Origin of the sequence: Neptuniibacter sp. QD37_6 (assembly GCF_047778085.1) — a bacterium.
Classification (GTDB): domain Bacteria; phylum Pseudomonadota; class Gammaproteobacteria; order Pseudomonadales; family Balneatricaceae; genus Neptuniibacter.
In genome coordinates this window covers 2674456-2692658 of sequence record NZ_CP180550.1, presented here as the reverse complement: position 1 = coordinate 2692658, position 18203 = coordinate 2674456, and the positions used below count along the sequence as shown (strand labels likewise).

Genomic DNA, 18203 nt, shown 5'->3' with positions numbered 1-18203 from the left:
TGTTTTTTAGGGTTAAGGGTCATGAGAAGGCTAGTGTTTCTCGCCCCTACGGTGTCACAAGTAAATTCTGTTGTGGCTGACTTTCTGGCGGTTGGGATCGAAGACGAGTCTATTCACTTTATAGCTGAAGATGAATCTCTAATCGAGAAAATATCAGCGCGCGCCGCGACCGACATAGAAACAACAGAACGTGAAAATGATCTAGATTGGGGCATGGTTGCAGGAGGCAGTTTTGGCCTCGCAGCTGGCCTTGTGGCAACCACAGTACTAGGTCCGGTTGGCTCAGTGGTCAGCGGTGGTACCGTGGTAGTAAGTAGCATCCTTGGAATAGGTTTAGGAGGATGGCTCGGAAAGCTGGTTGGTGAAGACACGCCCGTACATTTGTTAGCAAAGTATAAGCATGCTTTACAGCAAGGGGGTGTGCTGGTCATGGTGGATATTCCCGCAGAACGAATGACTGAAACTCATAAGTTGATACGGCAGCATTGCCCAAAAGCGTTAGTCGAGATTATTCACCTGCACTGGGATCATCAACAGGCTGCATGACATAGATAGACCTTTTGCCTGAGAAGGCCGATTAGTCGGAGTATCCATCCGGCAGAAAGGGGCGATACCGATATTGGTATCGCCCCTTGTTATTTAAGGTGCTGAAACATTCGTCAATATTTCTTTCATATAACAGTGTTTATGCTATTTCTTAAGTAGGGAAGGAGAAGGAGATGTATTATGTCTAGAGGTCACGCAAGATATCAGGAGAGGCATCATGGTTTATCGTTATTTGGTAAGGACTTGGTGCGCCGTTGTAGTTCTCACTGTGAATTGTGCAATGCTCAAGGGGTCAAATTAGGGATATTTGAAGTTCCGCCTATTGAGAATGAACCCAATTTTGAACATTGCATAATGATTTGTGATGTTTGCACACAACAGATTGAACGCCCCAAAACACGTGATAACAATCATTGGCGTTGTCTTAATGCTTCTATTTGGAGCCCTGTGCCTGCAGTGAAGGTGATGGCGATTGCTATGTTGCAAAGCATTGCTCAACAGGAACGTTGGGCCGTAGAGCTTCTAGAACAGGTTTATTTAGAAGCTGATGAGCAAGCATGGCTGGAGGAGATTGAAATTCCTTGATCGCTAATCAGTATCGATTTCGCCACACAGGCTGTTAGTAAATTGCTTCCGAATATCTTCTACGGATCCATTGGTCGCTAACAGGTAATGAAGCTTGCAGAACGCCGCTTCCAAGGTCATCTCCCCCCCAGAAATAACACCTATCTCATTTAACGCTTCACTGCAGGCATATTGTCCTTGGAGAATATCTGCTTGTAGGCATTGGCTAATGTTAACAATCACAATCTGATTATCGTGAGCTTTACGTAAGGCGTTTAATAAGGTTTTGTTGCTATCGGGTAAGTTGCCAACACCGTAACTTCTTAGGATTACCGCCTTTAATCCTTCGCTTTCGAGAATGCTGGATGCTAGTTGTCCACAGATTCCGGGATAGATCGGCAAGATAGAAACCGCTTTAGGATCAAAGGTTGGCGAGACAAAGTTCTCTTTCTCGGCAGGAATAAAGAGCCTGTTGTGTAACTCAATATGTAAGCCGATCTGTCCGAGCCAAGGAAAATTAGGACTATCAAAGGCATCAAGTCCCGTAGCTTTTACTTTGCTACTTCGGTTTCCGCGTAATAGTCTGCCGCTAAAATAGATGCAAACTTCGTGGATGGGATGAAATGCCGCCAGAATCATCGAGGTGATCAGATTATCCAGAGCGTCGTTGCGTAACTGGGACAGGGGGATTTGCGAACCTGTAAAAATTACAGGCTTGTTTAATCCTTGAAGCATAAATGACAGCATGGATGCGCTGTAAGCCATGGTATCGGTACCATGTAAAACGATGAAGCCATCATAATGTTGGTAATTTTGGATGATTAAATCGGCAATCTTATTCCAGTGCGATGGTTCAAGATTAGCGCTATCAATGAGCGGGTTTAGTTCAATCATCTCAAAATTAGGAAGGGCTGAATGGTGAGAGTGTGCCAACCTGCTACGCATGACATCCTCAAATCCACTCATTGGGACATAGCCTTTATCAGAGGCTTGCATGCCGATTGTGCCGCCAGTGTAGATGAGTAGAACGTTTTGACTCATTTCCAATCTCCAGAATTAACCCGTTATATATACGTTGAACGGTCGAATAATAAAAGTAGTTCAATCAGATTTCTGGCTTCTATCATCAGGGGTAAGATAGAGAGATTGGTTTATGAGTTTGGTAATCTCGCGGGAAGGAAGCGGTTTACTAAAGTAAAATCCTTGGAGCTCTTCGCAGGATTGGGTTAGAAGGAAACCTCGTTGTTGCTGGGTCTCTACACCTTCTGCAATGACTTGCAGGTTCAAGCTTCGAGCCATAGTTATAATCGCCTGGGTTACCTCAGCACTTTCCGCGCTTTCATCCAAATCGCGGACAAAGCTTTGATCGATTTTAATCCGATTTAAGGGGAGCTGTTTGAAATAACTCAAAGAGGAGTAACCCGTACCAAAATCATCAATAGCGATCTGTACGCCCATCTCTTTTAAATGACTCAGTGTGGCTATCGTTTCTTGATGATCTTCCATCAGTACTGACTCGGTAAGTTCGACTTCCAGTAACTCCGGAGGTAGTTGAGTCCGATCTAAGATGTGAACTATTTTCTCGATCAATTTATCATCATGAAACTGCACAGCCGAAAAATTTATAGCTATTCGTACAGGTTTATCATTTTGCTTATTCCATGCCGCAGCTTGGTAACAAGCGGTTTCCATAACCCATTCACCAATATCGATGATTAATCCGCTTTTCTCAGCAATTGGGATAAAAATGGCTGGAGATATTGGTCCACGAGTAGGGTGTTTCCAGCGAAGTAAAGCTTCTAAACCGATAATCTCTCCGGTTAAATTCAACACTTGAGGTTGGTAATAAACCTCAAATTGATCCTTATTTAAGGCTTGGTGGAGATCGGCAACCAATGAAGATTCATCGAGAATTTGTTGTTTCAGGCTCGATGAGTAAAAGCAGAGTTTCCGTTTAGGGTTTGATCTTGCTTTCTTCATAGCTGTGTAGGCGTTATTGATCAGAGATTGGCTTTCGCTGCCATCTTGTGCATACAAACTGATACCGATGGCCGGTTTAAAGAAGAAATGTTGATCTTCTAATTGGCAGGGCAAGTGAAGTAGCTGTAGTAATCGGCGCCCAATTTGCTCAGCGTTACTGTGATCAGTCTGCTGAGGCAGCATAACAGCAAACTCAATCCCCCCTAAGCATGCAATCGGATAATGGAATCCCGCGGCAGTTTTGATTTGCTGAGCGGCTATATTCAGTGCGCTATCACCTGCCGAGATACTGAGTCGGTTCTTTACCTCTTTAATACCACTCAGTTGTATAACTAGAAAAGCGATGATTTCGCCTTGCTGCGCTTCACTTATCGCTTTATCGAGTTGGCTTTTTATCATCTCTCGATTGGGGAGATGAGTAATCGGATCAAAATTCAGCTGTTGATATACCTCTTTGTTGAGCTTTGTGATCTGTTGCTGTGAGGCGTTATAGCGTTTCCAGCTAAGGAATATAAAGAATAAAACTTGTAGGGCTAGCGCATCTGTAGGTGCGAACCATAGTTTTAGCTCATTAAATAAGGTGATGGTTAGGCCTATGGTTACCCCAATGGCAAAAAGTATGCTTAGTGGGTAATAACGGCGCGGCAAAAGATACATAAAGGGTAAAACAGTAAGTGCAAGGCCCAGCGTTATAAGTAGGTTGACGGTAGGTGTGAGTTCAAATAAAAAGCGTTTTCCTATTAGAGCCGCTGCAATATTGGCATTTAATTCAACGCCTGGCATTCGCTGATGTTGTCCAGATACAGGTGTGCTAATCGCATCACCTATACCTGATGCAGTGGCTCCAACTAACACTGTTTTGTTTGCTAGCTCCTCTAAAGCTACTGTTCCGTTAAGCACATCGATATATGAGTAGCGCTGGATGGTTCCAGGTGGGCCGTAAAAAGGAATTAAAAAGGGAATCTGGCGAAGCCAACCTGAACCTGATGGGGACGCAGATTTCTTAAAAGGAAGATCGGTTTGCGCTTCTAAAGAGCTTTGGTAAAGGGCAAGCCCTAATGTTGGCCAATGCGGATCGCCTAAACCTGCATAGAGGTAAACCCGCCGACAGATCCCGTCTAAATCTAATTTACTATCAACATAACCTATACCGTCACTGGGTGCTGCTAATGTTGGGATCGGGAGTAGTTCTTTTATCTCTTCTGGGTTATGTGTTTTCTTTGGCGCCATGGCTAGGATTGTGCGGCCATGTTGGGCGATTGCTCGGGCAAAATCTTGATCGCCTTTCTGACTATCTGTCTCAGAAAAGAGAATATCAAAGGCCACGGCTGAGGTTTTGGCAGCAGTCAATTGTGAAAGCAAGTCTGCATGGACACTACGGCTCCAAGGCCAGCGTCCTAATTGAGATAGGCTAGCATCATCTATGGCAATGATTGCAATGTTTTCAGGAGGATTAGCTGTGTCTTGAGTGATTAATATGTCATAGGCAATCAGATCGATACGCTGGAGTACAGAGCTATTGTAGCCGATCACAATACTGAGAAAGACTAATCCCAGAATTATCACTTGTTGTAATCGGCGTTTAATCATAACAGCAAGATGGTTAGTACAAATGATACAAATACATAAACCCAACTATCACTCGGAGGAGGGGCAAATTCCTGTGTTACACCCCAAGCACCTGCGCAGCTATCATCGGATAGTGCTCTTACTCGGATGTAGTGATAACCTTCGGGCCGAGGAATAGCTATTTATGGTTCTGCCACGGTTGTATCAGTAAGGATAGTTGTAAAATTGCGAACGCGGTAAGTTTGTACCTGTTATGGCCGCTTATAGCCGATAACGCTAGCTTGATTATCCGTATGAAGTTGATTACCAAAGTTAGAAATTGATTTTAGGGGAAGGGCTTCCTAACCGCTGCCAGGGTATTTGATGATTTATATGTAATCTCAGATCTAGACTAGAACAGAAGTGGATTTAGTTAGGCCTTAAGTTTGAGTTACGGGCCTTTAGCATGTTGAAAAATATAAGTTATAAAGCGATTTTAGAGTGCTTTTCCTGACATAATGTTTTAATCATGTTAACTGCTTACTCTCGGTTTGGATAACAGAATGTCTGAAATACCTGTAACTTTATCGACTTCAGCCTTAGCTAAGGCGCTTAAGAAAACGACAAAACAGATGTTTGCTGAGTTAGAAGTCTTAGGCTGGATCGAGCGTCAGGATGAAGCGTGGAAACTTACAGCTAAAGGTGAATTTGAAGGTGGTAAGTACCGTGAAAGCCAGAAATTTGGTCGATATATCATTTGGCCTAGAGAGGTTACGGAGCATAAAGCGTTATCCAGCCCTGATGCTGGTTTACTCAGTCTCTCCCAATTAAGTAAGCACTTTTCACTGAGTCGTACTGCCTTGGAGCAGGTTCTTCAAGAGATAGCTTGGATTCGTGCTAATAAAAAAGGTTGGCAAGTAACTTCGTTAGGTGAAAAAAATGGTGCCCATCAACGGGAAAACAGATCCACGGGTGTGCCTTATGTTTTATGGTCTGATTCAACTCTAGATCATGAAGTGTTGACCGATTGGATCGAAGAAGTTCAGATGGGGTTAAATGATATAGAGCTTCGCTGTTGTGATGGTCATCAAGTTGCAAATGAAGCCGAGCGTTTAATTGATAATTGGCTATATTTCTCCGGATTAGCACATGCTTATAAGCGTCGTTTGCCGTTCCCTGAGAAGCTTTATGCTGATTTTTATCTGCCTCAGTATCATCTTTATGTCGAATATTGGGGAGATCAGGTAACTGCTACTGAACTATCTGCTAAGATGCGTAAAAAAGAGCTTCTAAAAGCAAATAATTGTGCCTGTATTGAAATCCAGGATGAAGACTTATTACAGTTAGATGAAGCATTAACTAGGAAGTTACTAAATCATAACATTGAAATTTGAAGTCTGTTCCTAAGTCTTACGCATCCATGGATGTTTGAGCGCGATCCGAGTCTTATACAGTCTTGTTTAGAAGTGCGTCAAAAACATAAAAAAAGACGTTAAAGCGGTATATCTATTCTATGCTGAAGTGAGGGCTCTTAAGCTGATATTGGCTTATTAAGGGAGTTTGTTCACTGGCAAGAGTTAAGACAGTGGAATCTGGATGTCAGAAGTTTTCAAAGTTAAACAGCGATTAGCTTTTAGGCTGGCTAAATATTCGGTCGTTATGGCGTTTGTTATCGGCTTAGTTTTGACGACTGCGCAAGTGTTGGAAGACTTCCATGTGCAAGATAGCCAGTTTGATAAAACTATCCATAAAATTCTTAATGCCAGTAAGCCTCCAGCGACGCGTGCCGTTCATACACTAGACCATACCCTCGCCAAAGAAGTGGTATTTGGTTTGATGCAATATTCTTTTATTTCCGAGGTGAAAATTTCGGATGAATTAGGAGAGGTGTTGGCATCACAGGTGGTTCCTGATCCTGTAAAGAAGTCTTCTACGCTTTGGCTCACGGAAAAAATTTCCAGTGCCCATAAAACCTATACCCTTGACCTACAAGCGCCTGGCTTTGTCGATATTGCACCTGGCAAGCTACAAGTGGTCGTCAATAAAGACCAAGCGTTTCAGCCATTCTTTGAGCGTGCTTTAACCATCTTTGTTGCTGGCTTAGTGCGTAACGTGTTACTCGCCATCTGCCTAATCGCTATTTTCCACGTTGTTTTAACTAAACCGTTGGCAAGACTAGCCAGTCAGTTTGCGAGTGTCGATCTCAATGCTAGCAAAGAGGTAAAGCTGCAAGTTCCTGTAGTCCATAAAGACACGGAATTAGGTTTGTTAAATCATGCGGGTAATGAGTTTATCTCTACAGTTCATAACTTAGTGAATGAATTGAGGGAGAGTCATCAAGCTTTATCTAAGAGTGAAGCCCGCCTAGCTCAATTGATCAATCAGGTGCCGCAGTTGATCATGGCGATAAATAAAGATGGCGATATTTTATTTGCGAATCGTCAGTTTGCTGAGTTTTACCAACGGCCAGTAGCGGACATATCTGGTAATGCTTTGCTCACTCTCCATCCCTATATTGAAGAGGTAGCTGAACTCGAGTCGATTCGTCGCTGTGTTGAGGTTCACCAAACCGAAGCGGAGATTAGTGATTTTACTTGGACTCATAAAAGCGGGAAAACTATGCACTATACTGTGCAGGCTGCGCCGTTTGAGTATTTTTCTGAACCTGTAGTGTTATTTGCCGCGACAGATATTTCTGAACAGAAGATGGTTCAGGACCATATAAGCCATATGGCAAACCACGACAGTCTGACAGGGCTTCCTAATCGTACTCTGCTCAATGACCGTTTAGAACTCTCCTTAGCGAATAGCCAGCGAAATGGTAAATGTAATGGTTTGTTGTTTATCGATTTAGATCACTTCAAAACGATTAACGACTCATTAGGGCATAGTGTAGGTGATCAGTTATTGAAGAAAGTGGCTGATATTCTGACTAAACAGGTACGAGCTAGTGATACCGTCGCTCGATTAGGCGGAGATGAATTTGTCATCCTACTACAATCCTTTGACGGTGATGAAATCGAAGTCACTAAAGATATCGAACATGTGTGTGAAAAACTGTTAGAGCTTTTGGCGGAGCCTATAGAGGTTAAACAGCATCAGCTTCGTATCGGAGCGAGCATCGGTATTGTGCAGTATCCTCTTGCTGATAAGGGTATTGATGACCTTATGCGATTTGCTGATACAGCTATGTATCACGCGAAAGAAAGCGGCCGTAATGGGTATGCGTTTTATCACCACAATATGACTGCGGCTGTTGAAAAACAGCAGAATATGGAGAGCCAGTTACACTCCGCACTTGAGCGAGAAGAGTTCTGTGTTCATTACCAGCCTTTGGTCGATGTTAGAGGTGAAGTATTTGGCTTTGAAGCGTTGATCCGTTGGCAGCACCCCGAACGGGGTTTAGTCCCGCCGATAGAGTTTATCCCGAGTTTAGAAGTCAGTGGCATGATCGTTCCTGTGAGTAATTGGCTGATAGGTGAATGCTCAAGACAGATTGTGGAGTGGAAGAAAAGCGGTTTTTGGCGAGAAGGTTGGTACCTGTCAATCAATATAAGCCCATTGCAGTTCTATCAGGCAGATATGATTCCAGCATTAAAAGAGGCAATTACACAGGCTGGAGCAGATGTTAAAAATATCTGCTTAGAGATCACTGAAACGGTAGCCGTAGAAAATATTGAGTTTGCCGTCAGCCGTTTACAAAAGATTCGAGATTTAGGTATTAAGATCGCTTTAGATGATTTTGGTACAGGGTACTCGTCATTGAGTTATCTAAAAGATCTGCCAATAGATATAGTGAAAATTGACCGCTCTTTTGTTCAGGAATTGGCAGCTAACTGTAAAAGTCAGTGTATTGTCGAAGCAGTAATCAACATTGCTAAAGCTTATAACCTTCGTGTTATTGCGGAAGGTGTGGAGACAAAAGAGCAGTTAATTATGGCAAATAAAGCCGGCTGCCATGTTTTTCAAGGGTTCTATATTGAGAGGCCGCAGCCTCCGAATAGTCTTTGTGGTTCTTATTTAAAAGACTCGGTTGAAAGTTAATATCTTGGCTTGGAACTTTATTGGTATATAGCCCTCTATAGAATGACCCTCGTTTTTACGTTACAGTGGCTCCAAATTTAGACTGGTTAATTCAATGCAAACAGCTTACCCCATAAGCAAACAGAGCAGATTGATAGCGGCTTTTAGCTTGCTGTTTTTTGTGTTGTATTGCTCCGCTGGCGTTTGTACCAATCTATTTGGCAGCTCAGCGGATGGTTCGTCATCTGGAAGTGTATCAATGAGTTCTGCTGGATCGGGCGTAGATCAAGTCGATCACAGTATGCACTTGGGTATGTCGTCTGATCAGCCTGTCGAAAATGCATCCTTAGCTCATTGTGATGGTCAACCTAAGGGCTGTGATTGGAGTATTAATCCCGTTGTTGATCCGGTTGCAGATGCTATTCCTGATATGACCTTTTTCTTGCAATACTTGCTTTCAGGTGTTGTTCTGCTGTTCAGTGTCCTGCTGGCAACTGCAAATAAGCTTTCTTACGGCTATTCCTTTGTTAGGGAACGATGTCGTATCTCCGGTGTGCCGAGGCTACACCTGCAACAGGCTGTTTTCTTAAATTAATTTCCTGACCCTTTTTATATCGGTTACCGCCTATTTTGGTGGTGTTTTGATGTATCAACGGGACAGGATCTATGCATTTATCCCCATTATTTATCATTAGTCTGCTGACTTTCAGCAGCATTACTCAAGCAGAATTGAGTTTGGATTCTGCTATTCAGAATGCTCTTAGTTCGGATCATTGGAATCAAAGCAGTGTGTATCAGGAGCAGGCGCTGCATGCTAAAGCGATTGCGAGCGCTCAATTGCCTGATCCGAAATTAAGGCTTGGGTTGGCAAATTTGCCAATAGATAGTTTTGACTTCCAACAAGAGAACATGACCCAGCTACAGCTCGGTGTCTCACAACAATTTTCTCGTGGTAAAAGCTTGGAATTGTCACAACAACAGTGGCAGCAAAAAGCGGCGAAAAGCCCACTACAACGCCAGCTGCGTACTGCTAATGTGAAGCTTAATGTTTCTCAGGCGTGGTTAAAACTGCATCAATCAAAAGCGCAGTTGGCCCATTTTAAAGCTAAACAGCATATTTTTAGCGAACTTTTAGCCGTGAGTCGAGCGAATTACCGCTCGGGTAAAGCCTTACGTCATGAGGTATTGGATGCTGAAGTAAAACTTACGCAACTGAAAGACCGCATGCTGCAGTTAGAACAGATGATTCAGGTTCAAAAAGGAGTCTTACAGCAGTGGTTAACGGTTGAATCTTTTGATCAATCTATCGCTACGGGTTTTGATCTAGATTTACTTGTATCAGGCAAAATTACACAGGCAGAACAAGATCGATCGATCTTAAAACATCCTCAGATTCAGATACTGAAACAGAACATTGCGATTGAGGATAAAGCGGTTGATCTAGCGGATCAGGCTTACAAGCCAGCATTTAAGCTCGATGCAAATTACGGTTATCGCGCTGACCATGATAATGGTCGTGACCGAGCAGATCTCTTCAGTGTTGCTGTGACTATGGATCTGCCGTTGTTCCCTGAAAAGCGGCAAGATCAGCATCGCCGTGCTGCAGTACAGCAGCGGGAAGCCAGCAAAGCGATTTACCTCCTTAAAGCGCGTGAGCTAAGAGCCGAATTAGCTATCGCTAAGGCTAATCTACAAGGCTATGAACAGCGCTTAGCCATCTACAACCAAGCCTACTTAAAGCAGTTATCAGCCAAACGAAAATCGGCATTGCGTGCATACGCATCAGCGGAGTCTGGTTTTAAAGTTGTATCTATTGCAGCTATGGAAGAACTCGAAGCTCAACAGCAACAGATCCTTCTGCAACATCAAGTAGCAATGGCGACAGCGAAGGTGAATTTCTACTTTGCAGGTGAAGACCCAATGGTGATTAACAACGCTCATCCAGCTCAAGGAGGTATGAACAATGAATAAGGCTGTGCTAACAATAGGAGCTTTGTTAATTGGGACTTCGGCCGGCTACTTTCTGTCTCAGCAAAAAGCCGATAGCGCTGATTCCTCAACCGCCGCAAATGATCAGCCCCTATATTGGGTTGCACCGATGGATCCAAACTATAAACGCGATAAACCGGGGCTCTCTCCTATGGGGATGGATTTAGTACCTGTTTATGAAGAGGATCTAGCGGGTGGTGATTCACCAGGGACAATTTCAATCTCCCCAGAGGTTGAAAACAATCTTTCTGTACGCACAGAATCGGTTTTGTTTAGTCCGTTGCAAGCGCAGTTAAAAACCGTGGGTTATGTCGGGGTTGATCAGGAGAGAATGACCGATATCCATTCACGTATTTCTGGTTGGGTTGAGCAGGTTAATGTCAGCGTCAAAGGTGAATATGTTGAAAAGGGGGCGCTACTATACGAGGTGTATTCCCCTGAATTGGTGAATGCTCAGGAAGAGTATTTAGCAGCCTTACGCAGCGGTAATCGGTTTTTAAGTAATGCCAGTGAAAGTAAATTGGTCGCGCTGGGCGTATCTAAGGTTGTGTTATCAACTTTAAATAAACAGCGCCAGCCTCTACAAAAGTTACCTGTCTATGCGCCTGTATCAGGTTATATCGACCAGATCTCGTTGCGTAGAGGTACGTATATTAAGCCTAATAGCCGTTTATTGACGATCGCGCCTTTAGATCAGGTTTGGGTGACCGCAGAACTATTTGAACGCCAAGGCAGCGCCGTACAGAAGGGCGATGTAGCCGAAATGACCTTAGCGTTTATGCCTGGGGAAATCTGGCGCGGGCAGGTCGATTATGTTTATCCGACGGTTAATAAAAAAACGCGCACGCTGAATGTCCGTTTACGTTTCGATAATCCTGGTCTGCTGCTTAAACCGGATATGTTTGCTCAGATAGCTATCCAGTCTGCACCGACCAAACCTATGCTGAATGTGTCGGATACAGCAGTCATCAAAACCGGCGCTCAAGACCGAATTGTTCTGGCTTTAGGAGAGGGTAAGTACAAATCGGTTGAAGTTAAAACCGGTCCGAGTATGGCTGGACGCACTGCAATTATTCAGGGTTTATTCCCAGAAGATAGAGTCGTTACATCGGCTCAGTTTATGCTCGATTCCGAGTCCAGTATCAGTTCTGATTTCTTACGCCTGACACCACCGGCCATGGGGCTGATTGATGAAGTGTGGGTTGGCGCAACAGTTGAAGAGGTGGATCTAAAATCACGCCTCTTAACGGTCAGACATGAAGCGATTCGAGAGTGGAAGCAGGATGCTATGTTGATGCAGGTTAAAGCTGATGAATCCTTAGATTTAGAGGCTTTACGTAATGCTGGCTCGGTACAAATCCGTTTACGCGGTGCAAATATGAGCGACTTGCAGCTAACGGATTTTATATTGCCGCGTCCTAAAGCCCCAGAAAGCATCCCTGGGGGTAAACTATGATCAAAGGGATAATTTATTGGTCGATACACAATCGTTTTTTTGTTCTGCTGACGACGGTGATTTTAATTGGTTGGGGGGCTTATGCAGTCAAAAACACGCCGATTGATGCTATTCCAGACCTCTCCGATGTTCAGGTAATTATTAAAACTAGTTATCCCGGCCAAGCACCACAAGTGGTAGAGGATCAGGTCACTTATCCACTGACGACGGCGATGTTGTCGGTACCGGGCGCAAAAACAGTACGTGGCTTCTCATTCTTTGGGGATTCATACGTTTATGTGATTTTTGACGAAGGCACCGATCTCTATTGGGCGCGTAGCCGAGTATTAGAGTATCTCAGCCAAGTTAGCTCTTCTTTGCCTGATAGTGCTAAACCGCAGCTTGGGCCTGATGCCACAGGGGTAGGCTGGGTCTACCTCTATGCATTGGTCGATCGTACGGGGCAGCATGATTTAGCCCAGCTACGCAGTATTCAGGATTGGTTTTTAAAGTATGAGTTGCAGACCGTGTCGGGGGTATCAGAAGTCGCTCCTATCGGTGGCATGGTCAAGCAATATCAAGTCAAAGTAGATCCGGAAAAACTACGCGCTTTTGATGTACCGTTATCGCATATCAATCAGGCGATTAAACGCGCTAACCAAGAGAGCGGTGCTTCGGTCATTGAGATGGCCGAAGCCGAATATATGGTCAGAGCGAGTGGCTATTTAGATGGTTTGGAAGCGATTAAGAATATTCCGCTGGGTACGACATCTCAAGGCACGCCGCTATTACTGCAAGACCTAGCTGATGTGACAATCGGGCCTCAGATGCGCCGTGGCATTGCTGAACTTGATGGTGAAGGCGAAGTTGTCGGTGGTGTGGTCGTGATGCGCTTTGGCGAAAACGCGCAGGCAACGATTGAGGGAGTCAAAGCTAAGTTAGAAGAGCTCAAACGTAGCCTACCTGAAGGTGTAGAAGTCGTCACAGTGTATGACCGCTCAGGCCTGATTGATCGAGCAGTGGATAACTTATTTGAGAAGCTGGTAGAAGAGTTTGTCGTAGTTATTATTGTTTGTGCCTTGTTTCTGTTCCATTTCCGCTCCTCGTTGGTGGTTATTATCAGTCTGCCTATTGGGATTTTGGCGGCGTTTATCGTCATGTATTACCAAGGGATCAATGCCAACATTATGTCTTTGGGTGGGATCGCCATAGCAATCGGGGCTATGGTGGATGGTGCCATTGTGCTAATCGAGAATGTGCATAAACACATTGAGCGTCGACCGCTAACAGATGAAAACCGCTGGCAGGTTATCGCGGAGGCGTCAGCAGAGGTTGGACCAGCACTCTTTTTCAGCCTGTTGATCATTACCATGAGCTTTATCCCTGTGTTTGCTTTGGAAGCACAAGAGGGACGTATGTTCTCGCCTTTGGCTTATACCAAAACTTATGCAATGGCCGCCGCAGCGGGATTTGCAATTACCTTAGTACCGGTGCTGATGGGGTACTGTATCCGCGGTAATGTGCTTCCAGAAAGTAAGAACCCGGTGAATCGTATTCTCCAAGCGATCTACGTGCCGGTGATTCGTTTAGTCCTAAATTGGCCTAAGTTCACCGTTGTTCTGGCGTTAACGGTTACGGTGATTGGTTTTTGGCCTGTTAATAAAATTGGTAGCGAATTTATACCGCCTCTGGATGAAGGCGATCTGATGTACATGCCAACCACTTACCCAGGAATCTCGATTGGTAAGGCGCGAGAGCTACTGCAGCAAACGGATAAGTTGATTCGTACGGTGCCTGAAGTTGAGCGTGTATTTGGCAAAATTGGACGTGCGGAAACCGCGACAGACCCCGCGCCGTTAACCATGATCGAAACCTTTATCACGTTGAAACCGCGTGAGCAGTGGCGTGAAGGAATGACGACCGAAAAACTGACCAAAGAGTTGGATAAGATCGTCAAATTGCCGGGACTGACCAATGCTTGGGTGATGCCGATTAAAACCCGTATCGATATGCTAGCGACAGGGATTAAAACTCCAGTTGGCTTAAAGGTTGCCGGGCCTGACCTTAAAGTAATTGAAGATATAGGTAAGCAACTAGAACAGGTGCTGGAGGATGTTGAGGGCACCTCATCTGTTTATTCCGAGCGTGTTGCGGGTGGGCGTTACGTTAAGGTCGATATCCAACGTCAAAAAGCAGCGCGATATGGTCTTAATATTGCCGATATTCAGTTAGTGATTACCAGCGCTATTGGGGGCAGAAATGTTGGCGAGACCGTTGAAGGTTTAGAACGCTATCCGATCAATGTGCGTTATCCACAAGCTTACCGCGATTCGGTAGAACAACTGCGTTTGTTACCACTGGTCACACCGACAGGCGCGCGTATCGCTTTGGCGGATGTTGCTGATATTTGGATAGAGGCTGGGCCTCCAGGGATTAAAAGTGAAAATGCTCGGCCTAATGGCTGGACCTATGTCGATATTGAGGGACGAGACTTAGGTTCTTATGTCGCTGATGCGCAAAAGATCGTGGCTGAGCAAGTCCAGTTGCCAGCTGGTTATTCGATTAACTGGTCAGGGCAGTATGAATATCTACTCCGTGCGAAAGAGCGTCTGACTTATGTAATCCCTCTGACCTTAGCCATCATTGTGGTTCTTCTCTATCTTAGCTTTCGCCGATTTGCGGAAGTGGCAATGATTTTAGGGACGCTACCATTGGCGCTGATAGGCGGGATTTGGATGCTTTATCTAAACCAGTTCAACTTCTCTGTTGCCGTTGGCGTAGGCTTTATCGCTTTGGCGGGTGTAGCGGTCGAGATAGGTGTGATATTGCTGGTCTATCTTAACCAAGCCTACGAAGAAAAGTGTCGAGAGATGCCAGAAGGCCTTACTCTTCAAGCTTTGCAGGACTCCATAACTGAGGGCGCTGGTAAGCGAGTCAGACCAATTCTGATGACAGTTGCTACCGTGATCGCAGGCTTGTTACCGATTATGTACGGAGATGGAACGGGAGCTGAAATCATGCAAAGAATCGCGGCACCGATGGTTGGCGGTATGGCGAGTGCTTTAGTGTTAACGCTGATTCTGTTGCCGGCCGTTTATTATCTGTGGCGAAAGCAACAGCTGCCTAAATATCTATCTAAATAACTACAAAAGGGAGGTGTGGCCTCCCTTTATGTTTTACTTGTCGTTTATTGGTTAACAATTCCAGGTAAGCTTAGATCGCCTGAAGCTACGTCCATTACATTGATTACGCATAACAGTGGTGCGTGCACACTTTGATTTACTCGCAGGGCAGAGGTGACGCCATCAAACTGTGCTGTTTGGATCGCTTGTGCATTATCAAAAGCAACTTTCACTTCTAAACTGCCATCTTTGAATGTTGGCTGCCAGCCAGGACTATCCAACAAAATAGGCAGGCCAGGCCAAGTTTTTGGCAATCTTGGTTTTTCTCCTTTAGGGATATCAACCACTCCCAAGGCTCCTTTACCACATAGATCATTAGGTTTTAACACTACCCAATGGCTGTGCCAGTCCCAACCATCATTACCTGTCTCGCCATCTTGGTTCTCATCATATAAAGGGGTGTCGTCAAAATCAGGGTGAGCGGTTACCGCAAGCGCTAGAATGCCAGCTTCGGCTTCAAAACCTACTTCGTAGCTGTCGATATTTGTCGGCCATACGTATGAATAGACTTCAGATTCGGCAAGTTTACCAATCTTTTTAGGTCGCTCTGATCCTGCTTTTCCATCCACTGCCATATGGAACGTTGCCACATTGCCTTCGGTTGTTATTTTGGCGTGAACAATGTCAAACGCTGCCATATTGGCGTTGCCAGATGTTGCTTGAATACCACCATGGTGGCCGGAACCTGCTTGAACTACCGCGGGTAGGGCAAAGATGGAGGTTAAAACGAGATGGCTAAGTTTCATGATATTCTCCTGAATATTGTTTTGAGTCGAAACTATATTTAGTTTGCGCTGAGTTTTTTGTCTTGTCAACTATGTTTTGAGTCGATACTATTTGTCTTATGAATTTACTTAGCGTCCAAACTTTATTGGAGCGGATCACTTCATTACTTCGCTCGGAAAACCGTTTAGCACTGCATGAACTGGGTTTACAGCCAGTTCAGCTCGATGCCTTGCTCTATTTATCTCTATGTAATCGCTTCTCGGATACGCTCAAAGCGGTGACTGATTATCTAGGGCTTACTAAAGGCACAGTCTCTCAAAGTCTAAAAGTACTTGAGAATAAAGGCTTAATTGAAAAGTCACCTGATCCTAACGATAAGCGTGTTACTCATCTCAAGGTGACTGACAAGGGTCAGAAGACCTTAGATCTGTTGTTGCCATCGACTGCTTTGACACAATCGCTATCTAATTTGGGAGAGGCAGAGGAAACTGAACTAGCCGATCTGTTGTGCCGCCTATTGGTTCTATTGCAAAAACAAAACAACTACCGCTCATTTGGGCAATGTATAACTTGCAGACATAATCAGAAGCGGGAGGACGGTTATTTTTGTGGTGTAACGCAAGAGCTACTGTCTGAAAAAGAGATTACGCTTATCTGCTTGGAACATGAGGAGAGTCAGGACTGAGCCTGTTGTAAGGCTAGGCTGTTAAGTTGAGAACTCCTTTTCTCACTCATTGATCGGGACTTGGAAAAGTAAGTTCTAGTTTTTTTATGTAACTGTAAAAAGCTGATCGAAGTTAGCTAATTTAAGTATTTTGAAAGCGGTTTCAGAAGGACGAACTAAGGTTACTTTCCCATTTATACCCTCTGCATGTTCTTTAGCTAACAAGAGCATGCCCAAAGCTGAACTATCGATATACCGAGTAGAAGATAGATTTATAGCAATATGGGTTTTAGGTGTGGTGATCTCACGATATGCGTCTCTGAAAGCTTTATGGACTGAATAATCGAACCGCTCACCAATCGAGATGGTTAGTTCTTGGTTATCCTGATTTAAATGGGACTGAATCATGTTCTAGCTCCGACTACAGCTTTTTCAGAAGCCTTGTTCTTGAATATTTGTACCATATTAAGTCTGTTGAATAATTTTAGCGCCGACTTAAATCAATAAAGTCAAAATTAGCCGATTTAATTCGGAAGTTTAAGCAAGTTGAAAGTAGTGAAACAAAAGTAGACAGAAAGCTATAGCAAGGAATGTTAAAGGGAAACGCTTACAAATTTTGTAAGCGTTGTTGCAATAATTGTCCGAACAGCTTCGTCGCTGGTCCGGCATAATCCCCCTCCGCGTAGATCATACATAGCTGAACACTTTTCTTTGCTCCAGCATTAAGAGGGAGTGGTTTGAGTAGCCCTTGCTCTAACTCCTTTTCGATTTTAAGGCTTGGATACCAAGCGTAGCCTAAGCCACGACAGGCAGCGGCGATTGAGGTTGTAAAGTTGCTCAGAGTTAGGCGCTGCTCTGCACCCAGCCAGCCTGAATCGACATCCCTGCTGCCGGAATCTCTAATGACTAACTGGCGATGCAGGCGTAAGTCTTTGTGATCTAAAGTGCGGTTAAGCTGATGAAGGGGATGCTTGGGTGTGGCAACGGCGACAAAGGTGACATCTAAAATAGGGTCGCCCATAAAACCTGGAGGTATGCGTGATCCAATCACTATATCGGCTTCTTTCTTAAGCAAGGCTTCATCGGTGCCACTTAATACTGTTTCAATAAACTCGATTCGAGTCAGGGGACTCTGTTGAGTAAATTCAGCAATCACATCTAGCATGAGCCATTCTGGAAACAAGGCATCCATAGCGATGCGAATATCCGGCTCCCAACCCTCTGCAAACTGCTTCGCTAAATTTTCCATCTGTTGTGCCTCTTCCACTAAAACCCGTGCTCTGCGGTAGAGGGTTTTTCCTGCGGCAGTTAAAACTGCTTTGCGACCTTCAACCTTGAAGGCTTGTACGCTCAGGGTGTTCTCTAGCTTTTGAATTGCGTAGCTGATGGAGGATTGGCTTTTGTTCATCGCTTCAGCTGCGGTTGCGTAGCCGCCATTTTCGACCACCGCGATGAGGCTTTGCCATTGTTCCAGAGTAACTTGAGGCATTATTTATCTAATTTTTCGATTAAATTGAGCGAATTATAGCTGTTTTTAATCGTTTAA

General features: G+C 44.5%; 14 protein-coding genes. 9 read left to right on the top strand and 5 right to left on the bottom strand.

What is annotated here, in order from left to right; all coding sequences use genetic code 11:
- Positions 1–21 precede the first annotated feature (21 nt).
- Complete coding sequence (locus ACMXYO_RS12855) at positions 22–546, top strand: hypothetical protein (protein WP_415885497.1); 525 nt, start codon at positions 22–24, stop codon at positions 544–546.
- Between the two features lie 180 nt (positions 547–726).
- A complete protein-coding gene (locus tag ACMXYO_RS12850; RefSeq protein ID WP_415885496.1) occupies positions 727–1131 on the top strand; it encodes a phnA protein in 405 nt (134 codons plus the stop codon).
- Between the two features lie 3 nt (positions 1132–1134).
- On the opposite strand, the gene ansA is transcribed toward ACMXYO_RS12850, so the two are convergent.
- Both ansA and ACMXYO_RS12840 read right to left on the bottom strand, forming a co-directional pair.
- The gene (gene ansA / locus ACMXYO_RS12845) at positions 1135–2151 is read right to left on the bottom strand and encodes an asparaginase (RefSeq protein ID WP_415885495.1); all 1017 of its coding nucleotides are present in this window, start codon (positions 2149–2151) and stop codon (positions 1135–1137) included.
- A gap of 60 nt (positions 2152–2211) precedes the next feature.
- Positions 2212–4680, bottom strand: coding sequence for an EAL domain-containing protein (locus tag ACMXYO_RS12840; protein WP_415885494.1), 2469 nt, complete (start codon positions 4678–4680; stop codon positions 2212–2214).
- 521 nt (positions 4681–5201) lie between these two features.
- Between ACMXYO_RS12840 and ACMXYO_RS12835 the strand changes: the two genes are divergently transcribed.
- The 6 genes from ACMXYO_RS12835 (at position 5202) to ACMXYO_RS12810 (ending at position 15228) form a co-directional block, all read left to right on the top strand.
- Positions 5202–6032 (top strand): hypothetical protein, encoded by an 831-nt coding sequence (locus ACMXYO_RS12835; protein WP_415885493.1) that lies wholly within the window; start codon positions 5202–5204, stop codon positions 6030–6032.
- Positions 6033–6234: 202 nt separating this feature from the next.
- The gene (locus tag ACMXYO_RS12830) at positions 6235–8682 is read left to right on the top strand and encodes a putative bifunctional diguanylate cyclase/phosphodiesterase (protein WP_415885492.1); all 2448 of its coding nucleotides are present in this window, start codon (positions 6235–6237) and stop codon (positions 8680–8682) included.
- Positions 8683–8920: 238 nt separating this feature from the next.
- Entirely contained in the window at positions 8921–9256 is a 336-nt protein-coding gene (locus ACMXYO_RS12825; protein WP_415885491.1) for a hypothetical protein, read from the top strand.
- Positions 9257–9327: 71 nt separating this feature from the next.
- On the top strand, positions 9328–10632 hold the full coding sequence (locus ACMXYO_RS12820) for a TolC family protein (protein WP_415885490.1): 1305 nt from the start codon (positions 9328–9330) through the stop codon (positions 10630–10632).
- Complete coding sequence (locus tag ACMXYO_RS12815) at positions 10625–12106, top strand: efflux RND transporter periplasmic adaptor subunit (RefSeq protein ID WP_415885489.1); 1482 nt, start codon at positions 10625–10627, stop codon at positions 12104–12106. The genes ACMXYO_RS12820 and ACMXYO_RS12815 overlap by 8 nt, the downstream gene beginning before the upstream one ends.
- Positions 12103–15228: an efflux RND transporter permease subunit gene (locus ACMXYO_RS12810; protein ID WP_415885488.1), complete on the top strand. Its 3126-nt coding sequence runs from the start codon at positions 12103–12105 to the stop codon at positions 15226–15228. The genes ACMXYO_RS12815 and ACMXYO_RS12810 overlap by 4 nt, the downstream gene beginning before the upstream one ends.
- 44 nt (positions 15229–15272) lie before the next feature.
- Here ACMXYO_RS12810 and ACMXYO_RS12805 read toward each other — a convergent pair whose 3' ends face one another.
- Positions 15273–16013: a hypothetical protein gene (locus ACMXYO_RS12805; RefSeq protein WP_415885487.1), complete on the bottom strand. Its 741-nt coding sequence runs from the start codon at positions 16011–16013 to the stop codon at positions 15273–15275.
- Positions 16014–16111: 98 nt separating this feature from the next.
- Between ACMXYO_RS12805 and ACMXYO_RS12800 the strand changes: the two genes are divergently transcribed.
- On the top strand, positions 16112–16678 hold the full coding sequence (locus ACMXYO_RS12800) for a MarR family winged helix-turn-helix transcriptional regulator (RefSeq protein WP_415885486.1): 567 nt from the start codon (positions 16112–16114) through the stop codon (positions 16676–16678).
- Between the two features lie 84 nt (positions 16679–16762).
- Here ACMXYO_RS12800 and ACMXYO_RS12795 read toward each other — a convergent pair whose 3' ends face one another.
- On the bottom strand, positions 16763–17065 hold the full coding sequence (locus tag ACMXYO_RS12795) for an STAS domain-containing protein (RefSeq protein ID WP_415885485.1): 303 nt from the start codon (positions 17063–17065) through the stop codon (positions 16763–16765).
- 199 nt (positions 17066–17264) lie between these two features.
- Positions 17265–18146 carry a LysR family transcriptional regulator gene (locus tag ACMXYO_RS12790; protein WP_415885484.1) on the bottom strand — a complete coding sequence of 294 codons (882 nt, stop codon included), beginning with the start codon at positions 18144–18146 and terminating at the stop codon, positions 17265–17267.
- Positions 18147–18203 lie beyond the last annotated feature (57 nt).

What these genes read in the sequence shown, in the direction of transcription:
- ACMXYO_RS12825 (WP_415885491.1), top strand. Translation starts at nt 8,921, where the DNA reads ATGAGTTCTGCTGGATCGGGCGTAGATCAAGTCGATCACAGTATGCAC.
- ACMXYO_RS12815 (WP_415885489.1), top strand. Translation starts at nt 10,625, where the DNA reads ATGAATAAGGCTGTGCTAACAATAGGAGCTTTGTTAATTGGGACTTCG.
- ACMXYO_RS12790 (WP_415885484.1), bottom strand. Translation starts at nt 18,146, where the DNA reads ATGCCTCAAGTTACTCTGGAACAATGGCAAAGCCTCATCGCGGTGGTC.
- ACMXYO_RS12830 (WP_415885492.1), top strand. Translation starts at nt 6,235, where the DNA reads ATGTCAGAAGTTTTCAAAGTTAAACAGCGATTAGCTTTTAGGCTGGCT.
- ACMXYO_RS12855 (WP_415885497.1), top strand. Translation starts at nt 22, where the DNA reads ATGAGAAGGCTAGTGTTTCTCGCCCCTACGGTGTCACAAGTAAATTCT.
- ACMXYO_RS12810 (WP_415885488.1), top strand. Translation starts at nt 12,103, where the DNA reads ATGATCAAAGGGATAATTTATTGGTCGATACACAATCGTTTTTTTGTT.
- ACMXYO_RS12840 (WP_415885494.1), bottom strand. Translation starts at nt 4,680, where the DNA reads ATGATTAAACGCCGATTACAACAAGTGATAATTCTGGGATTAGTCTTT.
- ACMXYO_RS12805 (WP_415885487.1), bottom strand. Translation starts at nt 16,013, where the DNA reads ATGAAACTTAGCCATCTCGTTTTAACCTCCATCTTTGCCCTACCCGCG.
- ACMXYO_RS12795 (WP_415885485.1), bottom strand. Translation starts at nt 17,065, where the DNA reads ATGATTCAGTCCCATTTAAATCAGGATAACCAAGAACTAACCATCTCG.
- ACMXYO_RS12835 (WP_415885493.1), top strand. Translation starts at nt 5,202, where the DNA reads ATGTCTGAAATACCTGTAACTTTATCGACTTCAGCCTTAGCTAAGGCG.
- ansA (WP_415885495.1), bottom strand. Translation starts at nt 2,151, where the DNA reads ATGAGTCAAAACGTTCTACTCATCTACACTGGCGGCACAATCGGCATG.
- ACMXYO_RS12850 (WP_415885496.1), top strand. Translation starts at nt 727, where the DNA reads ATGTCTAGAGGTCACGCAAGATATCAGGAGAGGCATCATGGTTTATCG.
- ACMXYO_RS12800 (WP_415885486.1), top strand. Translation starts at nt 16,112, where the DNA reads ATGAATTTACTTAGCGTCCAAACTTTATTGGAGCGGATCACTTCATTA.
- ACMXYO_RS12820 (WP_415885490.1), top strand. Translation starts at nt 9,328, where the DNA reads ATGCATTTATCCCCATTATTTATCATTAGTCTGCTGACTTTCAGCAGC.